The organism is Salegentibacter maritimus (assembly GCF_016236975.1).
In the GTDB taxonomy this organism is placed as follows: domain Bacteria; phylum Bacteroidota; class Bacteroidia; order Flavobacteriales; family Flavobacteriaceae; genus Salegentibacter; species Salegentibacter maritimus.
Window position 1 is genome coordinate 45,295 of record NZ_JAEHNY010000008.1, and the last position, 21,692, is coordinate 66,986.

At 35.0% G+C, this 21,692-nt stretch carries 18 protein-coding genes and 1 tRNA gene; 12 read left to right on the top strand and 7 right to left on the bottom strand.

The window, feature by feature from the left end:
- The first annotated feature begins 63 nt into the window (after positions 1 to 63).
- The 3 genes from I6U50_RS09820 to I6U50_RS09830 all read left to right on the top strand — a co-directional run bounded on the left by I6U50_RS09820 (position 64) and on the right by I6U50_RS09830 (position 4,214).
- A complete protein-coding gene (locus I6U50_RS09820) occupies positions 64 to 1,914 on the top strand; it encodes a M1 family metallopeptidase (protein WP_198638716.1) in 1,851 nt (616 codons plus the stop codon).
- A gap of 253 nt (positions 1,915 to 2,167) precedes the next feature.
- Positions 2,168 to 2,548, top strand: a complete 381-nt coding sequence (gene rnpA / locus I6U50_RS09825) for a ribonuclease P protein component (RefSeq protein WP_198638717.1) — start codon at positions 2,168 to 2,170, stop codon at positions 2,546 to 2,548.
- Positions 2,549 to 2,579: 31 nt separating this feature from the next.
- Entirely contained in the window at positions 2,580 to 4,214 is a 1,635-nt protein-coding gene (locus tag I6U50_RS09830) for a S41 family peptidase (protein WP_198638718.1), read from the top strand.
- 34 nt (positions 4,215 to 4,248) lie between these two features.
- On the opposite strand, the gene I6U50_RS09835 is transcribed toward I6U50_RS09830, so the two are convergent.
- The gene (locus tag I6U50_RS09835) at positions 4,249 to 4,686 is read right to left on the bottom strand and encodes a GNAT family N-acetyltransferase (protein WP_198638719.1); all 438 of its coding nucleotides are present in this window, start codon (positions 4,684 to 4,686) and stop codon (positions 4,249 to 4,251) included.
- A 184-nt stretch (positions 4,687 to 4,870) separates the two neighbouring features.
- Positions 4,871 to 5,305 (bottom strand): ribose 5-phosphate isomerase B, encoded by a 435-nt coding sequence (gene rpiB / locus I6U50_RS09840; protein WP_193712286.1) that lies wholly within the window; start codon positions 5,303 to 5,305, stop codon positions 4,871 to 4,873.
- A 1,118-nt stretch (positions 5,306 to 6,423) separates the two neighbouring features.
- Between rpiB and rnr the strand changes: the two genes are divergently transcribed.
- The 3 genes from rnr (at position 6,424) to I6U50_RS09855 (ending at position 10,150) form a co-directional block, all read left to right on the top strand.
- Positions 6,424 to 8,610 carry a ribonuclease R gene (rnr, locus tag I6U50_RS09845; RefSeq protein ID WP_198638720.1) on the top strand — a complete coding sequence of 729 codons (2,187 nt, stop codon included), beginning with the start codon at positions 6,424 to 6,426 and terminating at the stop codon, positions 8,608 to 8,610.
- 139 nt (positions 8,611 to 8,749) lie between these two features.
- Positions 8,750 to 9,421 (top strand): head GIN domain-containing protein, encoded by a 672-nt coding sequence (locus tag I6U50_RS09850; RefSeq protein ID WP_198638721.1) that lies wholly within the window; start codon positions 8,750 to 8,752, stop codon positions 9,419 to 9,421.
- Positions 9,422 to 9,451: 30 nt separating this feature from the next.
- Entirely contained in the window at positions 9,452 to 10,150 is a 699-nt protein-coding gene (locus I6U50_RS09855; RefSeq protein ID WP_198638722.1) for a LysE family translocator, read from the top strand.
- 121 nt (positions 10,151 to 10,271) lie between these two features.
- On the opposite strand, the gene I6U50_RS09860 is transcribed toward I6U50_RS09855, so the two are convergent.
- The 3 genes from I6U50_RS09860 to I6U50_RS09870 form a co-directional block, all read right to left on the bottom strand.
- Positions 10,272 to 10,342: transfer RNA gene (locus I6U50_RS09860), tRNA-Cys, on the bottom strand.
- 144 nt (positions 10,343 to 10,486) lie between these two features.
- Positions 10,487 to 10,843, bottom strand: a complete 357-nt coding sequence (folB, locus tag I6U50_RS09865; protein WP_193712290.1) for a dihydroneopterin aldolase — start codon at positions 10,841 to 10,843, stop codon at positions 10,487 to 10,489.
- A gap of 108 nt (positions 10,844 to 10,951) precedes the next feature.
- Entirely contained in the window at positions 10,952 to 11,668 is a 717-nt protein-coding gene (locus I6U50_RS09870; protein ID WP_198638723.1) for a ZIP family metal transporter, read from the bottom strand.
- Positions 11,669 to 11,850: 182 nt separating this feature from the next.
- On the opposite strand from I6U50_RS09870, the gene I6U50_RS09875 reads away from it, so the two are divergent.
- From I6U50_RS09875 to I6U50_RS09890, 4 genes are all read left to right on the top strand, one after another.
- Positions 11,851 to 13,527: a glutamine--tRNA ligase/YqeY domain fusion protein gene (locus I6U50_RS09875; protein ID WP_198638724.1), complete on the top strand. Its 1,677-nt coding sequence runs from the start codon at positions 11,851 to 11,853 to the stop codon at positions 13,525 to 13,527.
- Between the two features lie 140 nt (positions 13,528 to 13,667).
- Entirely contained in the window at positions 13,668 to 14,033 is a 366-nt protein-coding gene (locus I6U50_RS09880) for a YtxH domain-containing protein (RefSeq protein WP_193712293.1), read from the top strand.
- Between the two features lie 12 nt (positions 14,034 to 14,045).
- A complete protein-coding gene (locus tag I6U50_RS09885; RefSeq protein WP_193712294.1) occupies positions 14,046 to 14,396 on the top strand; it encodes a phage holin family protein in 351 nt (116 codons plus the stop codon).
- 5 nt (positions 14,397 to 14,401) lie between these two features.
- A complete protein-coding gene (locus tag I6U50_RS09890; protein ID WP_193712295.1) occupies positions 14,402 to 14,635 on the top strand; it encodes a DUF6327 family protein in 234 nt (77 codons plus the stop codon).
- A gap of 285 nt (positions 14,636 to 14,920) precedes the next feature.
- Here the strand turns inward: I6U50_RS09890 and I6U50_RS09895 are convergent, their stop codons facing one another.
- Together I6U50_RS09895 and gltX are read right to left on the bottom strand one after the other, a co-directional pair.
- Entirely contained in the window at positions 14,921 to 15,883 is a 963-nt protein-coding gene (locus I6U50_RS09895) for an SPFH domain-containing protein (RefSeq protein WP_193712296.1), read from the bottom strand.
- 380 nt (positions 15,884 to 16,263) lie between these two features.
- Positions 16,264 to 17,781 carry a glutamate--tRNA ligase gene (gltX, locus tag I6U50_RS09900; RefSeq protein ID WP_198638725.1) on the bottom strand — a complete coding sequence of 506 codons (1,518 nt, stop codon included), beginning with the start codon at positions 17,779 to 17,781 and terminating at the stop codon, positions 16,264 to 16,266.
- Between the two features lie 227 nt (positions 17,782 to 18,008).
- Here gltX and I6U50_RS09905 point away from each other — a divergent pair, with 227 nt between their 5' ends.
- Positions 18,009 to 21,269 carry a DUF4175 family protein gene (locus I6U50_RS09905; RefSeq protein WP_198638726.1) on the top strand — a complete coding sequence of 1,087 codons (3,261 nt, stop codon included), beginning with the start codon at positions 18,009 to 18,011 and terminating at the stop codon, positions 21,267 to 21,269.
- Entirely contained in the window at positions 21,262 to 21,681 is a 420-nt protein-coding gene (ybeY, locus tag I6U50_RS09910) for an rRNA maturation RNase YbeY (protein ID WP_198638792.1), read from the top strand. Before I6U50_RS09905 ends, ybeY begins: the two co-directional genes overlap by 8 nt.
- Positions 21,682 to 21,692 lie beyond the last annotated feature (11 nt).

Genomic DNA, 21,692 nt, shown 5'->3' on the forward strand with positions numbered 1-21,692 from the left:
GGGGGTATTATAACCTTTGGCGGTGCCAATAAAATTTAAGTAGATTATAAAAACCACAATAACATGAAGAAATTATTAGTATGTCTGGCCCTTGTTGCAACCTCTCTGGTCAGCGCTCAAAACAACTCCGGCTACTGGCAGCAACACGTAGATTATAAGATGGAGGTAGATATGAATGTTGAAAATTTTCAATATACCGGATCTCAGGAATTGGTATATACCAACAATTCTCCCGATACCTTAGACCGCGTTTTTTATCATTTGTATTTTAATGCTTTTCAGCCGGGAAGCGAAATGGACGTTAGGTCCAGGACTATTAATGATCCCGATAGGAGAGTAGGAGATCGCATCTCTAAATTAAGTGAAGAAGAACAGGGCTATTTAAGAGTATCCAGCCTGGATCAAAACGGGAACAATCTTTCTTTTGAAGAAGTTGGTACTGTATTGGAAGTAACCCTGGATGAACCTATTTTACCGGGAGAAAAAGCTACTTTCAATATGAAATTTGAAGGCCAGGTGCCAAAACAAATTCGCCGTTCTGGAAGAAATAGTGCAGAAGGGGTAGCCCTTTCTATGACCCAATGGTTTCCTAAAATGGCCGAATATGATTTTGAAGGATGGCATGCAGCACCCTATATTGGGCGTGAGTTTCACGGCGTTTGGGGCGATTTTGATGTAAAATTAACCCTGGATAAAGATTATACCGTTGCTGCTTCAGGATACCTGCAAAACCCCGATGAAATTGGTCATGGATATTCCGATAAAGAAGTGAAAGCAAAAGGAGATACCCATACCTGGCATTTTGTAGCGCCAAAAGTACACGATTTTACCTGGGCGGCAGATCCGGAGTATATTCACGATAAAAGAACCGCTGCAGACGGAACTGTGCTTCACTTTTTCTATAAAGACAATGATGAAATAAAAGAAAACTGGAAAAATCTTCAGGATAAAACCGAAGGTCTATTAGCATTTTTCAATGAAAATATCGGTCCATATCCCTGGGATCAATATACTGTGGCCCAGGGGGGAGATGGCGGAATGGAATATGCCATGATAACCTTAATAACGGGAGAACGCAGCTTTGGAAGCCTTGTTGGGGTAACTTCTCACGAATTGGCCCATGCCTGGTTTCAACATTTAATGGCTACCAACGAAAGTAAACACGAATGGATGGACGAAGGTTTTACAAGTTATATTTCCAGCGCTGCTATGAATCAGGTTATGGAAACTTATGCCGAAAACCCATTTACAGGTTCTTACCGTTCGTATATACAATTGGCGAACTCTGGAGTTGAACAACCACAAACCACGCAGGCCGATAGGTATAATTTAAACGCTGCTTATGGAGCATCAGCCTACTCAAAAGGAGCTGTTTTCCTTGCCCAATTAGGGTATGTAATAGGGAAAGATAATTTAGATAACACCATAAAACGCTATTATGACGAGTGGAAATTTAAACACCCAACCCCAAATGATTTTATTAGGATTGCCGAAAAAGTTTCAGGGGCAGAATTAGATTGGTATTTAAACGATTGGACGCGCACTACCAATACTATAGACTATGGAATTAAAGAAGTTACGGAAGGCGGTGATAATTCAACTACAGTTACTTTAGAGCGTAAAGGACTTATGCCAATGCCCTTAGATGTTACCGTGCGTTATAACAATGGGGAAGAAGAAATGATCTATATTCCTTTGCAATTAATGCGTTGGGAAAAACCTGCCGATCATGAGAACTGGACCGTAGCCGATGATTGGGCCTGGGCTTATCCTACTTACAAGCTTAACATAGAAAAACCACTTAGCGAGATAGAAAGTATAGAAATAGACGAATCTCAATTAATGGCCGATGTTAATAGAGACGACAACCTTTATACTGCCGAAGAAGCTTCTACAGCGGAAGAAGAAGAGTAGTAATAATTTTTAAATTAGAATTTAGACCTCACAGGTTTCAATAACCTGTGAGGTCTTTTTTTATATCAGACTTCCTATCGTCATTCTGAATTTATTTCAGAATCTAAATTTGTTAGAACTCCGAAAAATTTCGGAGCAGGTTCTGGAACAAGTTCAGGTTAATGTATATAATTCAATCCTTATAGCTTGTTATTCCATTTATTTCCACTTAAAATTTTAATAGAGAACTTAAAACTATGCTTACTTTTGACGTATGGATGAAAGTTTCGGAAAAGAAGAAAAGCTAAAGAGCAAAAAACTTATAGATATTTTATTTCAGGAGGGAAAATCGGTTAAAAAATATCCGTTAAAACTTATTTATCTCCCAATCACCAATCCTGAAATTACCCATTGCAAAACCGGGGTTTCAGTTCCTAAAAAACTGGTAAAAACCGCCGTGGGTCGTAACCGAATTAAACGATTGATGCGGGAAGCTTTCAGAAAAAATAAGTATCTTGTAATCAATAATCTACCTCAATCTTATGCTTTGATGTTTATTTATATTTCCAGGGATAAAATTAGTTTCCAGGAAATGAATAAAACCATGGTTAAGCTTATTGAAAGGCTTATAGAACAGGAGAAAAAAGCTCGCTAATCACCCTAATTTTACTTGAAAATATTTAAAAATGAAAAAGAAACTCACAAAAAAAATTGCGGTAATTTGTTTGGGTGCCACGCTCATATTCAGCGGTTTTGGATTTAAATCTGATTTCTTTGAGATTGCCAAACAAATTGAAATCTTCACCACGCTTTTTAAGGAAATCAATATGAATTATGTTGATGAAACCAATCCTGCAGCTTTAATGGATACCGCAATAAAAGCTATGCTGGCAGATTTGGACCCTTATACCAATTACTGGAATGAACAGGATGTAGAAGCCGCCAGAATAAGTAATTCGGGCGAATACACGGGTATAGGTGCTACAGTTCAGGTTATGGACACTACTTTGTTAATTATGGAACCCTATAAAAATTATCCCGCCGATAAAGCCGGTTTAAAAGCAGGGGATAAAATTATTGAGGTAGAAGGCATAAAAGTAGCCGATTATGGGAATGATATTAGTGAGTTATTAAATGGCTATGCAAATTCAAAAATCAATTTAAAATATAAACGCCAGGGAGAAATTAAAACCACTCAACTAACCCGAAGTCCTATTCAATTAAAAGCGGTTCCTTTTTATCAACTTATAGACGAAAAAATAGGATATATTGTACTTTCCCGCTTTAATGCCAAAGCCTCTTCAGAAACCATTAGGGCATTAAAAGATTTAAAAAACCAGGGAGCAGAAGAAATTATTTTAGATCTCCGTGGAAATCCAGGTGGTTTATTAACAGAAGCCATTAATGTGAGCAATATTTTTCTACCTAAAGGCGAATTAATTACCTCTACAAAATCTGTTATTGAAAAGTATAATAAAGCCTATCAAACCCAAAAAGAACCTATAGATACTCAAATTCCTTTAGTGGTTCTGGTAAATGGGCGTAGCGCTTCTGCAAGTGAGATTGTGGCAGGGGCTATTCAGGATTTAGACAGGGGAGTGGTAGTTGGTGCCAGAAGTTTTGGAAAAGGCCTTGTACAACGCCCAAAAGAGCTTGCCTATGGTACGCAACTTAAAATTACCATTTCACGTTATTATACCCCCAGCGGCCGCTGTATACAAGCTTTAAACTATGCTGAAAGGGATGAAGAGGGCAAAGCTATAAAACGTACAGCAAAAGATTTTAATGAGTTTAAAACCCGAAACGGACGTAGTGTTTTTGATGGAGGTGGCATTTCTCCCGATGTAAAACTGGAAACTTCAGAATACAGTGCTATTACCAATGCTTTACTGGCAGAGAACGCAATTTTTAATTTCGCGACAGATTATTACTATAATAATGAGCTTGAGTCTCCTGAATCTTTTAAGTTTACAGATGCAGATTTCAACAATTTTAAAAGCTTCTTAAAAACTACAAATTTTCAGTATAAAACCGCTACAGAACAGGAACTTGAAGAACTACTTGCCACTGCTTCCAAAGAAGGTTATGAACAGGATATCCTTAATCATTATAAGAGTATTTCAACTGAAATTGCCGCTGAAAAAATGAAAGAATTAGATGAAAAGAAACACGAAATAGTAAGTATTTTAACCGATGAAATTATAAAACGCTATTTCTATAAAGAAGGTTTGTATAAATATTATGTTGAAAACAATCCTGAAATTCTTGAGGCAAAATCTATTTTAAACAACCCCCAACGCTATTCACAAGTTTTAAAATAACAAAATTAAAATATTGATTATAAGTATATTATTTTTATTTTATCATTGCAATATGTGGAATTCCATCTTCAAGGTAAGCCTCACCGGTTTGAACAAAGCCATGGCTTTCATAAAAATGGGTTAAGTATTTTTGGGCAGAAAGCTTGATATTTTCGGTATTAAAACGGTCTTTAATAGCTTCTACCGAAGCTTTTAGTATAAGATGGCCGTAAGCATTAGCACGTTCAGCTTTATGTACCACCACCCGGCCAATAGCGGCTTCTTCAAAATAAAATCCTTTATCAAAACAGCGCGTATAGGCAACTACTTTTCCATTCTTAATGCCTAAAATATGTAGTGCATTTTGATCTTTCCCATCTATATCCTGGTAAACACAATCCTGTTCTACCACAAAAACTTCAGACCTAAGTTGCAATATTTGGTAAAGCTCTTCAAGACTAAGTTCATTGAAATCTTTAATAAGAATCTCCATATTTTTCCTATAATATGTGTTCCAAAACAATAAAAGAAAGAGACTGTTTGAAAAGTTTTTTAATCGTCATTCTTAATTCATTTCAGAACCTAAATTGTTGATATTCAAAATAGGTTAGAAGCTGAAACAAGTTAAGCTTGACGCAATTATACTTTTCAGACAGTCTCAATTATAACAACAAATTCTAGTTTTCAACCGGAATTTTATCTACTCGTTTTTGGTGTCTTCCACCTTCAAAAGCTGTTTCAAGGAAAACTTTTACCATATCTACTGCCTGGGGTTCTGATACAAACCTGGCGGGAATACTCAAAACATTGGCATTATTGTGTTCTCTTGCCAGTTTAGTAATTTCGGCCGTCCAACATAAAGCAGAACGTACACCCTGGTGTTTATTGGCCGTCATATTAGCACCATTTCCGCTACCGCAAATAATAATTCCAAAATCTACTTTTTGGTTTTCAACATCGTGGGCTACCGGATGTACAAAATCTGGGTAATCTACACTATCGTCGTTATTTGTACCATAGTTAATAACCTCTATCCCCTTATTTTTAAGGTAATCAACAACTTTTTTCTTGTATCCGGTACCGGCGTGATCGTTTCCTATTGCAATTTTCATAATTAATGTTTTAGCTGCGCAAAGGTAAAAAAACCACTTAGTAACACCGCTATTTTCAATTGTTAATTACTTTTTAAATACTCTTATAAATCAAGGCTTTAGTATTGACATTATATTGTGGATAAGCATTGATGAGAAACTTAGAAATTAATTTGTGCCATTGAATTTAATTTTCAATAGGAAAATTTTAACCGGTAAATCAAATAATAAGTCGGTTATTTTTGGAGAAGTTATCAGCATATAAAAACAGGTTATAAACAGTATTTTTATTTCTAATTATCCCAATAAGATATTAAGAGTCGATTATTAACTTTTGTTAAGTAAATATTAAAATAGCTAGATTTTCAGTTCTTTACAGTTTTAGAAGTATGTTAATAAGTTGTTATCAAACTTAACTAACTTAAAAACCAAGAAAAACTCAAAAAAATTATGCCACAAATTAACAGCCTATAATAATCATTAGTTTTAATTTTTAAAAAAAGAAGAAAAAAAGATAATTATATATATTGTTAATAACATTGACTGCTATGCTAAAAAATAAAATTTGGTTGATTTTTAAAATTGATGAGAGAGTTATAAGGCTTAAAGAACTACGAATAAATAAACTATACTGAAAGTAGGTAGAAATATAGTTTATAGAGGTCTTAAGTGTCTGTTTTTAAGTGTTTTGAATTAATTTAAATAGTAAACCGGTTTTTTAGAATAACTAACTGTTTGATCCATATACAGTTGGGCAGATTTGATATTAACTTTGTTTTTTCGGTTTAAGGAAATATTTATAGATAAAGCAAATCCTATCAATCCAAAGAGAAAAATAAGAACAAAAAGGAGTGATATTCTTTTAGCTTTATTCATACAAACAAGATTAAAAAGTATTTCAAAGATGGGGCTAAAGCAAGTAATTAAGCTTAAATTAAAATTAAGAAAAAATTAAGTATTTGCACTTCTCTTAATTCCTGATTTACAAAAATTAAGGGTTTTCACTTAGTTATTATTTTATGTTAATGAAATGTGAATTTTTTTAAGTAAAGATGAATTTTAGCCTGCTTAACAAAACTTTAATCTCAAATACCTGTAATGTAATGCAGAAGCCTTAATTTTATACTTTAAATATTGAAATGAGTAAAAAGAAAAAAAACAAATCCCAATACCAGGGTAATCTTTCCAAAAGTATTTTAGATATCCTAAGAAAGGATGCTGGAAAAACCTTTAATTACAAGCAAATTGCTGCTAAACTGGGTGTTAACGACGCCAGGAGTAGAAATAATATAATAAAGAAATTAGCCCAATTGGCTGCAAAGAAGCAAATAGAAGAAGATGGGCGCGGAAAATTTAAAATTGCAAAAAGTAACGATTATTACCGTGCAGTGATAGATATGACTACAAAAGGTTATGCCTATGCGATGGTAGACGAATTAGAAGATGATGTTTTTATCTCTGCCAGGGACCTAAACACTGCTTTTAATGGTGATGAAGTAGAAATTTACATTTATAACCGAAGGCGAAGTAAAAAGTCTGAAGGGGAGGTAACAAAAATTGTAAAAAGAAAAAGAACCGAATTTGTAGGGGTTCTCGAAATGCAAAAAGACTTTGGATTTGTAGTAATGTCAGATCCAAAAATGTATACCGATATTTTTGTTCAAAAGAACAAAATGGGTGAGGCAAAAGATGGCGATAAAGTAGTTGTAGAACTGGAAGAATGGCCCGAAAAGGCCGATTCTCCTTTTGGTAACATTGTTCAGGTACTGGGTAAACCGGGAGAACACCATACCGAAATTCACTCTATTCTTGCCCAATATGGTTTACCCCACGAATTTCCGGAGGAAATAGAAGAATTTGCAAATAAAATAGATACTTCTATCAAGCCAGACGAAATCAAAAAGCGTAGGGATATGCGAGATGTATTGACTTTAACCATAGATCCTGCCGATGCCAAAGATTTTGACGATGCTTTAAGTTTTCAAAAATTAGAAAATGGCAATGTAGAAGTTGGAGTTCATATTGCCGATGTTTCATATTATGTGCAACCCGGTACCATACTGGACGACGAAGCTTACGAACGTGCCACTTCGGTTTACCTGGTAGATCGAGTAGTACCCATGTTACCCGAAGTGCTTTCTAATAATGCCTGTTCTTTAAGGCCAAATGAAGAGAAATATACTTTTTCGGCGGTTTTTGAAATAGATAAAAATAACAAAGTAGTAAACGAGTGGTACGGTAGAACGGTCACTTATTCGGATGCCCGATTTGCTTACGAAGAAGCACAGCAAATTATTGAAACCGGCAAAGGGGATATTCCTGAGGAAATTTCTATTCAGGACAAGGCCTATACCGTTAAAGATGAAATTGTTGAAGCAATTTTAACAATGGATAAAATGGCTAAAAAAATGCGTTCGGTTAGAATGCGTCAGGGTGCTATTTCTTTTGATAAAGTAGAAGTGAAATTTCAACTGGATGAAGAAAACGATCCTGTGGGGGTTTACTTCAAAACGGCCAAAGATGCCAATAAGCTTATTGAAGAATTTATGCTTTTGGCAAACCGAAAAGTGGCTGAATTTATTGGCAAACAGGAACAAAAGAAAACCTTTATTTATCGTTGCCACGACGAACCCGATGAAGAAAAATTGGTTTCTTTAAACAATTTGGTATCAAGATTTGGCCACGGTTTAAACCTTAAAAACCGAAAAACCGTTTCATCTTCTTTAAACCAGTTATTAAAAGATGTTCAGGGAAAGAAAGAACAGAATTTAGTAGATACCCTGGCCATTAGAACTATGAGCAAAGCTTATTATGGGACCGAAAATATTGGACACTATGGCTTAGCTTTCGACTATTATTCGCATTTTACTTCGCCCATTAGAAGATATCCAGATGTGATGGTACATAGGTTACTACAGCGATATCTAGACGGCAAGGATTCGGCAAAAGAAGAGGAATACGACGAAAAATGCCATCATAGCAGCGAAATGGAAAATCTTTCTTCTAATGCCGAAAGGGATTCTTTAAAATATATGCAGGTGAAATTTATGCAAGATCACCAGGATAAGGAATTTCTGGGGGTTATTTCGGGAGTAACAGATTTTGGTATTTTTGTAGAAGTTATCGAGAATAAGTGTGAGGGGATGATTCGCCTGCGGGACATTGAAGGAGACCATTACGATTTTGATGCAGATAATTATGCTATTGTTGGTAGAAAAACAAAAAAAGTATATCAACTTGGTGATGAGGTGATTGTAAAAGTTAAAAATGCCGATTTAGTAAAAAAACACCTGGATTTTACCTTAATTGGTAAGAAAGAAGAATAAACCTAAAAGCCCGGCAGATTGTGATAGGTGAATACTAAAAAAATTATGGAATCACCTTAAACTTATTTTAGAAATTAATTCGTTGATATTAAAATAGGAATAGTTGAACTCGTTTCAGTTTCACATAAAACATATAAAGATGAAAAATTATTTTTTAGTACTGTTTTTGTTAAGTGCTGGTATGCTAAGCGCACAGGAGCTAACGCAGGATTTGGAAGACTTTAATGAAATTAAAGTTTATAACGGATTGGATGTTATTTTAAAAGAAGCTTCGCAAAATAAAGCAACTGTTACCGGTGAAAATAGAACCGATGTAAAATTTAAAATTGATAATGGAATTTTAAAAGTAAGGATGAGTATTGATGAAATTCTAGATAACGATGATACTCAAATCACCATTCAATTTAAAAAACTAGAGAAAATAGATGCCCGCCAAAACGCCTCTATTCAAATAACCTCTAAACTAAAGCAGGAGTTACTTCATCTTAATGCCTCAGAAGGCGCCGATATTTTTGCCGATGTAAATCTTAAAAATTTGTATGTAGATGCTAACACGGGTGCGCAAATAGAGGTGCAGGGCAAAACCAAAGATCAGGAAGTAGATATCAACACAGGTGGAAAGTTTTACGCCAAAAATCTACTTTCTGAAAATACCGAAATTAGTATAAATGCAGGCGGAGTTGCCGATATTACTGCTAGTGAAAAAGTAGAAGCAAAAGTGAGGGCAGGGGGCACGGTAAACGTATATGGTAATCCTAAAACCATAGACCAAAATACCTTGTTTGGCGGTAAAGTAGTTAGAAAAAACTAAAAGTTTACATTTGTAAAATAATACAATTGTATGTTTCAGGATGTATTAGCAGCCTTACCTTTAGGTCTTTTTTTAGCTTTTTTATTAGGTCCGGTTTTCTTTGTATTACTGGAAACCGCCGCCATTAAAGGATTTAGAGCTGCTTTTGCGTTTGATGTTGGAGTAATTCTTGCCGATATTGTTTTCCTTTTAATCGCTTATTTAAGTACTACAAAATTACTTTCCCGTATTAAAGACGATCCTGCTTTATTTCTATTTGGCGGTATGATTCTCGCTACATACGGTGTTATGAGCTTTGTACAGACTAAAAAAGTACTTAAGCAGGAAGATGATACACCCGAGATAAGAAAGCTCAGTAAAAGCGATTATTTTGGCTTAGCCGTAAAAGGATTTCTACTTAATTTTATCAATATAGGTGTGTTGGGTTTCTGGTTGGGTTTAATTATTGTCTTTGGCCCAAAACTCAATATGGAGCAGGATAGAATAATGGTTTTCTTCGGAAGTGTTTTAGGTACTTACCTTGTACTGGATATTTTTAAAATTCTACTAGCCAAAAAATTAAACCGAAAACTCACACCCACCAGGATTTATCTTATGAAAAAAGGAATTAGTATTTTATTAATTGTTTTTGGCGGTGTTCTTATATTTCAGGGGGTATTTCCAAACCAGGTTGATGGTATTAAAGATCAAATTGAATCTATTACCCCAAACGATAGCATTCCTGATTAAACCTAATTTCCGGATATATAAAATTTTTCTGATTCAATTTTTTTGGCAGCGCCAAAGGGTACAATGCTCAGAGGTAAAATTAAAACATAAAAAAAGCCCCTTTAAATAAGGAGCTTTTTTGAGGCATCGAGCGGATTCGAACCGCTGTACAAGGTTTTGCAGACCTCTGCCTAGCCACTCGGCCACGATGCCCTGTTTAAGGGTTGGCAAATGTAATAAAAATTTTAAGTTTAAAAAATAAAACTATCTCCCAGCTTCAAGATGATTATGCGATTTTAAAATGACTCTTAATTTAAGTCAAAATTTTATGATTCCTACACCGCTTTTAACCTAAAACTAACGGGATTTACTTCTAATAACACTTACCATAGCCACATTTCCACCAATGGGAGGATTAATTTTAGAAACTTCTACCTTTACCTTTTGTACCAGTATTATTTCATCTAAAACGCGATTTAAAATTCGTTCGGCCACGGTTTCCAAAAGTTTAGATCTAATGGCCATTTCTTCTTTTACAATCTTATTTAAATGTACATAGTCTATGGTATCTGCCAGGTTATCGGTCTTGGCAGAGTGAGATAAATCGCCTTTTACTTTAAGGTTTACGCGATAATCACTTCCTATTTTCCCTTCTTCATCAAGGCAGCCGTGGTAGGCAAAAACCCGAATATTTCTTAATTTTATACTTCCCAAAAGATTATTTTTTATTGAATACTGGCGTTTTTTATGCCGTATTATTTCTTAAAAATACACAAGAATAGCTTGCAAAGATAAGTTGGCAGGTGCATACTATCAATTTTATTAATGAATAAGTTTTTCGCCAATTATTCCTATTAAAAAACCAAGGTTTGCGCCAAGTGCCGGTAACCAGGTTTTTTTCAATGTAACATTTGGGGCAATATCCTGAAAAATTAAATATAATATTCCTCCACTGGCAAAAGTCATAATACCTGCAGTTACTTTTGGCAAATCCTGAAGTAAATAAAATCCGGTAACAGCGCCGATTATTCCCATAAAACTTAATAAAAACAGGATGCTAAGTGCTTTTTTAGGTTCAAATTTATTGGCTATAAGATCCTGGTAGGAATTAAATGATTCGGGTAAATTTTGAAGTCCGATAAAAATCGCCAATAACATGCCTGTTTTTCTATCGTTAGCAAAAATAGCTCCCAGGGCAAGGGCTTCAGGAATAAAATCTAATAACATGGCTATAAGTTGGGAATACCTGCTTCCAGATTGTTCTATTTTTTTATCCAGATAAAAGAAAATCAAAGTGCCTGCTGTAAAGCACAGAATGAGTGGCCCTAATTCTAATTCTTCTATTCCCTTAGGAATTAGCACCAATGCAAGAGCAGCTAATATAATACCCCCACCAAAGGCAATAACAAAATGATTAACTTCTTCAGTTCGTCTATTGTTAGAAAATTTCTTCCAAAAGAAATAGGATAATACCCCTCCAAAAAATACAGTAATTCCGGAAAAAGCCGCGTAAAAAATGATACGTAAAATTTCTGGCATACTAAGTTTTTGATTTTTCTTATAGATTATAAATATATTATTTCTTGTTTTGGAAAGCTTGGGCCGGGCGATCTATTTTTTGGTAACTTTGCGCTTTATAACCTCAAATAAGGGATATAGAAAATTATAAATAATTGTGTGATTTAACTTCCCAAACCCGGAAGTTCCTGATATTATAAATTATGGCCGAAGAAAAAAAAGGACTCAATTTTATTGAGCAAATTATAGAAGAAGATCTTCAAAATACCCACAAAAGAGAAGAATTAAAATTCAGGTTTCCACCAGAGCCCAATGGTTACCTGCATATTGGGCACGCTTCTTCTATTTGTCTCAATTTTGGTTTGGGAGAAAAATATAATGCTCCCGTAAATCTTAGATTTGACGATACCAATCCTATCAAAGAAGAGCAGGAGTATGTAGATGCCATTAAAGAAGATGTGTTGTGGCTGGGATTTAAATGGGAGAAGGAATGTTATGCATCAGATTATTTTCAGCAGTTATACGACTGGGCTGTTGAAATGATTAAGAATGGCGATGCGTACGTAGATAGCCAAACTTCTGAAGAAATTGCCTTGCAAAAAGGAACTCCCACCGAACCCGGGAAGGAAAGTCCGTATAGAAAACGTTCTGTAGAAGAAAATCTTGAGCTTTTTGAGCAGATGAAAAATGGCGAAACTCCCGAACGTGGTCACGTTCTAAGAGCCAAAATAGATATGGAATCACCTAACATGCTTATGCGGGATCCGGTGATGTATAGATGTTTACATAAAAACCACCATCGTACCAAAGATAACTGGAAAATTTATCCAATGTACGATTGGGCCCACGGAGAAAGCGATTTTATTGAAAGTATTTCTCATTCTTTTTGTACTCTAGAATTTTTACCACATCGCGAATTGTACAATTGGTTTATTGAAAAAGTTAGTAAGGAAGGGGAATTGAAGCCCAAGCAACGAGAATTTGCAAGAAGAAACCTAAGCCATACCGTAGTAAGTAAACGAAAGCTTATGCAACTGGTAGAAAAAGGCGTGGTAAAATCCTGGGATGATCCTAGAATGCCTACCATTTCGGGATTAAGAAGAAGGGGCTATACACCAAATGCTATTAGAAAATTTGCCGATTCTATAGGAGTTGGAAAACGCGAGAATATGATAGACGTGGCACATTTAGAATTTTGTGCCCGTGAAGATCTTAATAAAACAGCACCACGGGTTATGGGTGTTTTAGATCCTGTAAAATTAGTAATTACTAATTACGACGAAAGTAAAGAAGAGTGGTTGGAAGCCGAAAATAACCCGGAAGATGAGTCGGCCGGGAGCAGGGAACTGCCCTTTTCAAGAGAGCTTTATATAGAAAAAGAAGATTTTAAAGAAAGTGCCAATAGAAAGTTTTTTAGGTTAACCTTAGGAAAGGAAGTTAGGTTAAAGAATGCCTATATAATAAAGGGCGAAGATGTTGTAAAAGATGCCGAAGGAAATATAACCGAAATTCATTGTACGTACGATCCAAAGAGTAGGAGTGGAAGTGGGACCGAAGAATCTATGCGAAAGGTAAAGGGCACCTTGCATTGGGTATCTGCCAAACACGCACTGGAAACCGAGGTAAGGCTTTACGACCGTTTATTTAGTGTAGAAAATCCAGATGGCGATAAAGAAAAAGACTTTATGGAATTTGTTAATCCAGATTCTCTTAAAGTAATAAATGCCTATGTAGAACCTAGTTTAAAAACGGCCGGGATTCAGGATAAATTTCAGTTTCAACGCATCGGATATTTTTGTGTGGATAAAGAATCTAAAGAAGGGCAGCCTATTTTTAATCGTACAGTAGGCTTAAGAGATTCCTGGGCAAAAAAGAAATAAGTTGGTGTTGATTTGGTTAAGTTGCTTTTTAAGAATAATTTAGTAAAGCATTTTAACATATTAACCGGTTATTAACAGCATTCGCTTTATCCATCTTGTATATTTGGATTTAGTATTAACTTAACTAATAAAAAACTATTATGGCAAATACAGGAAATACACTATTAGCATTGATTACCGGGGCTGCAATTGGAGCTGGTATAGGTATATTATATGCTCCCGATAGCGGTGATAAAACCCGTAAAAAATTGAAGGACGAGTCTAAAAAAGCTCAGGATAAACTGAATAAGAAGTATGCTGAAACTTCTTCTAATTTAACCGAAAAAGCAAAGCAAGCTCGTGTAGATTTTGAAACGCGTTTAGAAGAAACCCTTTCCTCAGCAAGTCATAAGGCCGATGATATTCTTTCGGCTATGGAAACTAAATTGGAAGAGCTTAGAAAGCAAAATGCCAAATTACAGAAAGACGGGGATGGAAAGGATAAACCTAACAAAGCAGTAGTATAGAGAAACATTTTTATGGCTTTTGAAAAACTATCTAATAGTATAGATGAGTTAAATTATAATTTAAAGGCATTTGCACATAGCAATTCCGAATATTATAAACTCCAATTCTTTAAACAGGCAATGAAAGGGGCTACAGGTCTCGTGTTTGGTATTTTATTGGGTATTTTTTTCATTTTCGCCGTAATCCTCGTTTCCGTGGCATTGGCAATTTTAATTAGCCAGGCTATTGGTTCTCCCAGTGCCGGTTATTTTATTGTTGGAGGTTTCTATTTTTTAATTTTTATATTAATCTTTCTTTTCGGAAAAAAACCAATTGAAAAATTACTGTTGGTAAAGGCTTCTAGGAAATTTTTTAATGACTAACTATTATGAAGGAATACAGTTCATTTAAAGAAATAGATAGGGATTTGGAAATTCTGAAGCTGCAAACAAAAATAGATCAGGAAGAAATAAAATTGAATGTAGCGCAGGTTAAAAGCTCGCTATCTCCCTTATCCCTTGCCGGAAGTATGTTTGGATCAATTTTACAAAAAGCCCTAATACTTAAAGCCGTAACAAAGATTACCGGGTTAAAGAAAGTAACCGCTAAAGTAAAGACTTAGACCACTTCTTATAGATATTGAAGAAAGGTTTGAAAGTTTATTTTTCCCATCAATTCGAACTTGTTTCAGAGCCTGCTCCGGAATTTGTTTGGAGTTCTAAAAAGTTAGATTCTGAAATAAATTCAGATTGACTTATGATAGAAAAATAAAGCTTCAAACCTTTCTTATTTGGTATCGCCAAAGGGTATAATATCCAGAGGTTTGCCTAGAAATTAAAAATTTGTTTTCAATGAATACCTTGTGGGCTTGCCCTGAGATACTTTACTTACGCAAGAAGAGTTTTATTTATCTCCTTTTCGAATTATCCTGATCCTTTTTTCCCTGTTCAATTTCTTCATTTTTTTTGCGCATAGCTTCTCCAATTTGGTTAGATGCTGTAAAAGAAGCCACCATATTATTTAGCATATCGCTTCCTGCCTGTGGAGAATTAGGCAATAAAATAAGATTGCTGTTGGTTTCTTCACCAATGGCCTGCAAAGTATCGTAATGTTGAGTTACCACAATTAGAGCTGATGCCTCCTGAGAGTTTATCCCAACATTATTTAATACATCTACACTTTCTTCAAGGCCTCTGGCAATTTCCCTTCTCTGGTCGGCAATTCCCTGCCCTTGTAAACGTTTGCTCTCTGCTTCGGCTCGTGCTTTGGCGACAATGCGTATTCTTTCGGCCTCTCCTTCGTATTCTGCGGCCACTTTCTCGCGTTCTGCCGAGTTTATTCGGTTCATGGCTTGCTTTACCTGTTCGTCGGGATCTATGTCTGTTACAAGCGTTTTAATGATGTTATAACCATAATCTTGCATAGATTGATTGAGCTCACGATTAACCGCAATTGCAATATCATCTTTGCGTTCAAAAACATCATCCAAAATCATTTTTGGAACTTCGGCCCGCACTACATCAAAAACATAGGACGTAATTTGATCTGATGGGCTTTCCAGTTTATAGAAAGCATCGTAAATATTGTTTCTAATTACCTGAAATTGTACCGAAATTTTTAGCTTAACAAATACATTATCCTTGGTTTTGGTCTCTACCAACACATCAAGTTGCTGTACCTTTAAATTAATTCTACCGGCAATTTGGTCTATTACAGGAATTTTTAAATGAAGTCCGGAGTTTTTAATACTTCTAAATTTTCCAAAGCGTTCAATGATCGCGGCTTTTTGCTGTCGCACGGTAAAAATCCCGCTAAAAAGAATCAATAGTATTAAAATAATAGCAATGGGGAGAAAAAGATAACTAAGCATAGTAGAATTTTATAGTTTGATTGTTCTCTAATATAGTGAAACTTTGCTCGATAATTGAGTTTAAGATTACAGGGCTTGCCTAAAAATCAAATTATATTTTCCAAAAATAATGGCTAGGGGTTCCCAGCCGGGTAGTTTAGTTAGCTATGCGGTAGAGGTTAAGAATAAAAAATAGGCTGTTTAAAAAACCTAGAAAAGGTCGAAGCTGTCTGAAAAGGTTTTAAAACCGTCATCTTGAATTTATTTCAAAGCCTGCCCCGATTCTTTATCGGGGATCTAACGTGTTGGTAATTAAAAACCTGTTAGAAGCTGAAACAAGTTCAGCTTGACGAGAATAGACTTTTCAGACAGCCTACTTTTATATGTAAACCTGAATTAATTTATCCCAGTGTTTCTATTGCTTTTTGCAAGCGGGAAATACTTTCTTCTTTGCCTATCATTTCGGCAATTTCGTAAAGATCGGGTCCCTGCATAGCACCCACCAGGGCTAACCTAAAAGGCTGCATTACTTTTCCAAAACCAACTTCTTTTTGTTGTATCCAGGCTTTTACTTCGGCCTGTACGGCTTCGGCTTTAAAATCTTCCTGTTCTTTTAATACCTCAATTAATTCCTGCATCAAACTGGCCGTACCTTCTTTCCAGGCTTTTTTTGCATTTTTAGGATCATATGAAGTAGGGGCAATAAAGAAAAAATAACCCTGTTCCCATATATCATTTACAAAAACAGCACGCTCTTTCATTAAGCTTACTACTTTTAAAACATAGTTTGAAGAAACTTCAATTTCCTTTTTCTCAATTATTTTTTCCAGTTTTTCAGCGATTACTTTTTCATCTGCTTCATGCATATAATGTTGCTGAAACCACTTGGTCTTTTCTGGATCAAATTTAGCTCCGCCTTTATGTACACGGTCTATTTCAAAAGCTTCAACCAGTTCGTTTAGTTTAAAGAATTCCTGCTCAGTCCCCGGATTCCATCCTAAAAAGGCCAGCATGTTGGTGACAGCTTCCGGAAAATAGCCATCTTCTCTATAGCCTGCCGAAATTTCTCCTGAATTTGGATCTTTCCATTCCAGTGGAAATACCGGGAAACCTAACTTATCTCCATCTCTTTTGCTTAATTTACCTTTTCCCTGTGGTTTTAAAATAAGCGGTAAATGGGCAAATTTAGGTGCATCCCATCCAAAAGCTCGGTATAACATAAAATGAAGTGCTAACGATGGCAACCATTCTTCACCACGTATTACGTGAGAGATTTTCATTAAATGATCGTCTACAATATTCGCTAGGTGATAGGTTGGCATTCCATCACTTTTAAATAAAACTTTATCGTCTAAAGTGCTGGTATCAATTTCCATTTCACCTCGAATTTCATCTGATATGTGAAGCATTTCATCTTCTGGAGATTTAAACCTTATTACATAATTCTCATCGGCATCTAACTTATCTCTCACTTCATCTTCAGAAAGGGCAAGGGAATTCTGCAATTTCATTCGGTTATGCCAATTGTAGATAAAAGTTTTCCCATTTTCTTCATGCTCTTTTCTATGTGCATCTAATTCTTCGGCAGTATCAAACGCATAATAGGCCAAATCTTTTTTTATAAGTTCTTCGGCATATTTTTTATAAATATCTTTGCGTTCACTTTGGCGGTAGGGACCATAATCACCTTCTTTCCCCGGACCTTCATCAAAAGGAATTCCGCACCAATTTAGGGATTCAACAATATAATCTTCGGCGCCTTCTACATATCGGTTTTGATCGGTATCTTCTATACGCAATACAAAATCTCCCTTATGTTTTTTGGCAAATAAATAATTATATAAAGCCGTTCTAACCCCTCCAATATGTAAAGGGCCGGTTGGACTTGGCGCAAAACGCACGCGAACTTTAGCAGGCATATGTTATTTTGTTTTTTAATTGCAAAGATACAACCTTATTAAACGAAACCTAATGAGAGTCTTATCAATACTCCGTAGAAATTACTGTATAATCTAGATTAATCCCGATGACTTTATCCGGACTTTTAGATTTGTCTTAAAACAAAAAACTTTACGTTTAATGCCTCGATGGCTTGCCATGATATAATTTACCTCCGCTAAAATTGTTGTATTTTTAAGCTTTGATTATGGAAAATTTTAAACAAATTAAAGGAAAGTTGGCAGGCTTTATCAGGAAGTTTTACCTGAATAAATTGCTAAAAGGAGTAATCTTATTCCTGGGCATTGGTTTGCTTTATTTTTTGGTGGTGTTAGCTATTGAACATTATTTTTGGTTGGAACCGGCAGCAAGAACTTTTCTTTTTTGGATTTTTATTGGGGTAGAGGCAATGCTTTTGGGCTACTTTGTTTTAATGCCCATAACGAAACTTTTTAAATTTTCTAAAGGGATAAGCAATGAAGAAGCTTCAAGAATAATAGGAGCACATTTTCCTGAGGTGAATGACAAATTATTGAATATACTTCAGCTAAAAAAAGATACGCATCAATCAGAATTATTGTTAGCAGGAATTGAACAAAAATCGGCTCAATTAAACAAGGTTCCTTTTACCCGTGCCGTAGATTATAAAGAGAATAAAAAATATTTAAAATACGCTTTATTTCCACTGATTTTGATTTTAGGTCTTTTGGTAAGCGGCAATATAAATCTTGTGGCTGCGCCTCTGGACCGACTGGCAAAATATAATACTCAATTTGAAGCCCCTGCACCATTTGAATTTATAATCTTGAATGATTCTTTAAAGGCCAGGGAATTTTCTGAATATAAAATCCTGGTAAAAACAAAAGGAGATATTATTCCCGAAAAGCCTGAAATTTCTTACAACAACCAAACCTATTTTTTAAAACAAATCGCGCCCGGAAGTTTTGAATATACATTTAAACGACTTCAGAATGATTTACAATTTAGATTACATGCCAATGGAATAAATTCTAAAACTTATACGCTTAAAACATTAAAAGTACCCAAATTATTAGATTTCAATTTAAAACTTACTTATCCCAATTATATAGGAAGACGAAGCGATAGCATAAATGGTTCAGGAAATATAACTGTTCCGGAAGGCACAAAAATTACCTGGGATTTTATGACCAGAAATACTGGAATAGTTAATTTTTCGACTAAAGATTCGTTGATAAAATTACCGGTTCAAAATACAAATGTTCAGTATTCCCAAAGCCTTTATTCTAATTTAAACTACAGTCTTAGTACATCAAATACTTCCATTAAAAACTTTGAAGCAATAGACTATTCTATAAATGTAATTAAAGATGAATATCCCAAAATTGAAATTCAGCAGAAAATAGATAGTATTGACGGTCGTACCCAATATTTCTATGGTAAACTTTCAGATGATTATGGTTTAAATAGCTTGAATTTGATTTATTATATTGATAATAAGGTAGATAGTGTTAAAAAGCAGGAAATCTTAATTTCTAAAGCTGCTTTTGATGATTTTCACTATACGTTTCCCGGAAATTTAGATTTAATACCGGGAGAGACCTATAATTTTTATTTTAAAGTTTGGGATAATGATGGTGTGAATGGAAGTAAGAGCAGCAAAAGTTCCATTTTTAGTTATAGAAAACAAACCGCGGCCGAAATAGAGGAGGAGCAATTAGAAGAGCAGGGCGAATCTATAAATAAACTTAGCGAAAGCCTGGAGAATATAAAATCTTCAGAAGAAGAGTTGGAGGAACTCAATAGACTTCAGAAGGAGAACATAAATCTGGATTATAATCAGCGTAAAAAACTTGAAAATTTTATTCAGCGACAAAAGCAACAATCGGAAATGATGCGGAATTATTCTGAAAAACTCAAGAATAGCTTTGAGCAAAATCAGGATGAATTCAATACAAATTCTCCCGAAGAAGAAGAATTGAAAAAGCGTTTAGATAGAAATGAAAAGCGCTTACAGGAAAACGAAGCCTTATTAGATGAATTACAAAAAATAGCCGATAAGATTAACCGGGAAGACTTAGGAGAAAAATTGGAAGAATTGTCTAAAAGAAATCAAAGTGAAGAACGAAATTTAGAGCAACTTCTGGAATTGACGAAGCAATATTATGTAGAAGAAAAACTACAAAAATTATCCAGGGATTTATCTGAACTTTCAGAAAGACAAGAGAAATTATCAGAAAATTCTGATGTAGATAAACTTAAAAAACAGCAGGAAATTTCAGCAGAATTTGAAGAATTCCGTGAGGAAATGGATCAGTTGGAAAAGGATAATAATCAATTGCAAAAGCCAAAAGATCTTCCCCGGGATGATGTTGACGAAGAAAGTATAAAAAATGAATTAAAGGAAGCAGAAGAGAATATTGAAAGTGGTAACGAGCAAAAGACAAAAGAGAAGCAAAAAAATGCTGCACAACAAATGGAGGAAATGAGTCGAAAAATGCAGCAACGCTCTATGCAACAAAGTGGAGAAGCATTAAAAGCAGATATCGAAACACTACGACAAATATTGGATAATTTAGTCACCTTTTCTTTTCAGCAGGAAGATTTGTTTGAAGTTTTTAATAAGATTGATATAGACAACCCGGGCTATGCTTCTAAGCTTAGAAGGCAAAGCGATCTTCGAGAAAATTTTAGACATATAGACGATAGTTTGTATTCCCTGGCCTTAAGCAACCCTATGATTACAGAGAATATAACAAAAAACTTAACCGATATTGAATTTGAAATTGATAAATCCCTGGAACGGCTGGCAGAAAATGAATTGTCTCGTGGCACGGCCAGTCAACAATATGTAATTACCGGTGCTAATGATTTGGGCGTTATGTTAAGTGAAATTTTAGCTATGATGCAACAACAGGCCAATCCGCAATTAGGAAAAGGGCAGGGGGAGCAGTCAGATTTTCAACTTCAGGATATTATTAAAAAACAACAGGAAATTAATAAAGATTTCCAGGAACAGCAACAGCAGAGAAATGGAGAACAGCAGGAAGGTAAAAGGCCTGGAGAGGGAATGGGGGAAGGAGAAATGGAACAACTCTATGAAATTTATAAAGAACAGCAACAACTCAGGCAAAGATTGCAGGACTTAAATAAGAAAAATGGTTCTGTACAGGGCAAGCAAATTGAAAGGGAAATGAGGAAGGCTGAAGAGCAATTGCTTAACAAAGGCTTTGATGCGAAAAATCTTCAACAATTGCTAAAATTGGAACACCAACTAATGGAATTGGAAGATGCACTTTTGCAACAGGGAAGAAATAACAAACGGGAATCTGAGACCAACCTAAAAGAATTTAATAATTCTGCTAAAGATCAAAGTATTAAGGCTAAAGAATATTTTAATTCTATCGAAATTTTAAATAGACAAAGCTTACCTTTGCGGCAAATTTATAAACAAAAAATAAAAAATTATTTTGAGCGAACAGATAATTAATTTTTTTTCGGAAAACGATTTTGAACTTCAGGATGAAAACAAGATTGATTCCTGGATAAGAAATGTAATTGCTTCAGAGGAAAAGGACCTGGGAGAAATCAATTATATTTTTTGTGATGACGATTATCTGCATAAGATCAATCTTAAATTTTTAAATCACGACACCTATACCGATATTATCTCGTTTGATAATACCGAAGGGAATGAGCTTAATGGTGATATTTTTATTAGTACCGATAGGGTGGTTGAAAATGCTAGGGAATACAAAGTTGAGTTTAACCAGGAAATAAAGCGGGTTATGGCTCATGGTATTTTGCACCTATGTGGATATCGTGATAAAACTGAAAGTGAAGCTGCTTTAATGCGACAGAAGGAAGACGAAAAGATTGCATTGTTCCACGTGGAACAATAAATTTAGAAAGA

What these genes read in the sequence shown, in the direction of transcription:
- I6U50_RS09820 (WP_198638716.1), top strand. Translation starts at nt 64, where the DNA reads ATGAAGAAATTATTAGTATGTCTGGCCCTTGTTGCAACCTCTCTGGTC.
- rnpA (WP_198638717.1), top strand. Translation starts at nt 2,168, where the DNA reads ATGGATGAAAGTTTCGGAAAAGAAGAAAAGCTAAAGAGCAAAAAACTT.
- I6U50_RS09830 (WP_198638718.1), top strand. Translation starts at nt 2,580, where the DNA reads ATGAAAAAGAAACTCACAAAAAAAATTGCGGTAATTTGTTTGGGTGCC.
- I6U50_RS09835 (WP_198638719.1), bottom strand. Translation starts at nt 4,686, where the DNA reads ATGGAGATTCTTATTAAAGATTTCAATGAACTTAGTCTTGAAGAGCTT.
- rpiB (WP_193712286.1), bottom strand. Translation starts at nt 5,305, where the DNA reads ATGAAAATTGCAATAGGAAACGATCACGCCGGTACCGGATACAAGAAA.
- rnr (WP_198638720.1), top strand. Translation starts at nt 6,424, where the DNA reads ATGAGTAAAAAGAAAAAAAACAAATCCCAATACCAGGGTAATCTTTCC.
- I6U50_RS09850 (WP_198638721.1), top strand. Translation starts at nt 8,750, where the DNA reads ATGAAAAATTATTTTTTAGTACTGTTTTTGTTAAGTGCTGGTATGCTA.
- I6U50_RS09855 (WP_198638722.1), top strand. Translation starts at nt 9,452, where the DNA reads ATGTTTCAGGATGTATTAGCAGCCTTACCTTTAGGTCTTTTTTTAGCT.
- I6U50_RS09870 (WP_198638723.1), bottom strand. Translation starts at nt 11,668, where the DNA reads ATGCCAGAAATTTTACGTATCATTTTTTACGCGGCTTTTTCCGGAATT.
- I6U50_RS09875 (WP_198638724.1), top strand. Translation starts at nt 11,851, where the DNA reads ATGGCCGAAGAAAAAAAAGGACTCAATTTTATTGAGCAAATTATAGAA.
- I6U50_RS09880 (WP_193712293.1), top strand. Translation starts at nt 13,668, where the DNA reads ATGGCAAATACAGGAAATACACTATTAGCATTGATTACCGGGGCTGCA.
- I6U50_RS09885 (WP_193712294.1), top strand. Translation starts at nt 14,046, where the DNA reads ATGGCTTTTGAAAAACTATCTAATAGTATAGATGAGTTAAATTATAAT.
- I6U50_RS09890 (WP_193712295.1), top strand. Translation starts at nt 14,402, where the DNA reads ATGAAGGAATACAGTTCATTTAAAGAAATAGATAGGGATTTGGAAATT.
- I6U50_RS09895 (WP_193712296.1), bottom strand. Translation starts at nt 15,883, where the DNA reads ATGCTTAGTTATCTTTTTCTCCCCATTGCTATTATTTTAATACTATTG.
- gltX (WP_198638725.1), bottom strand. Translation starts at nt 17,781, where the DNA reads ATGCCTGCTAAAGTTCGCGTGCGTTTTGCGCCAAGTCCAACCGGCCCT.
- I6U50_RS09905 (WP_198638726.1), top strand. Translation starts at nt 18,009, where the DNA reads ATGGAAAATTTTAAACAAATTAAAGGAAAGTTGGCAGGCTTTATCAGG.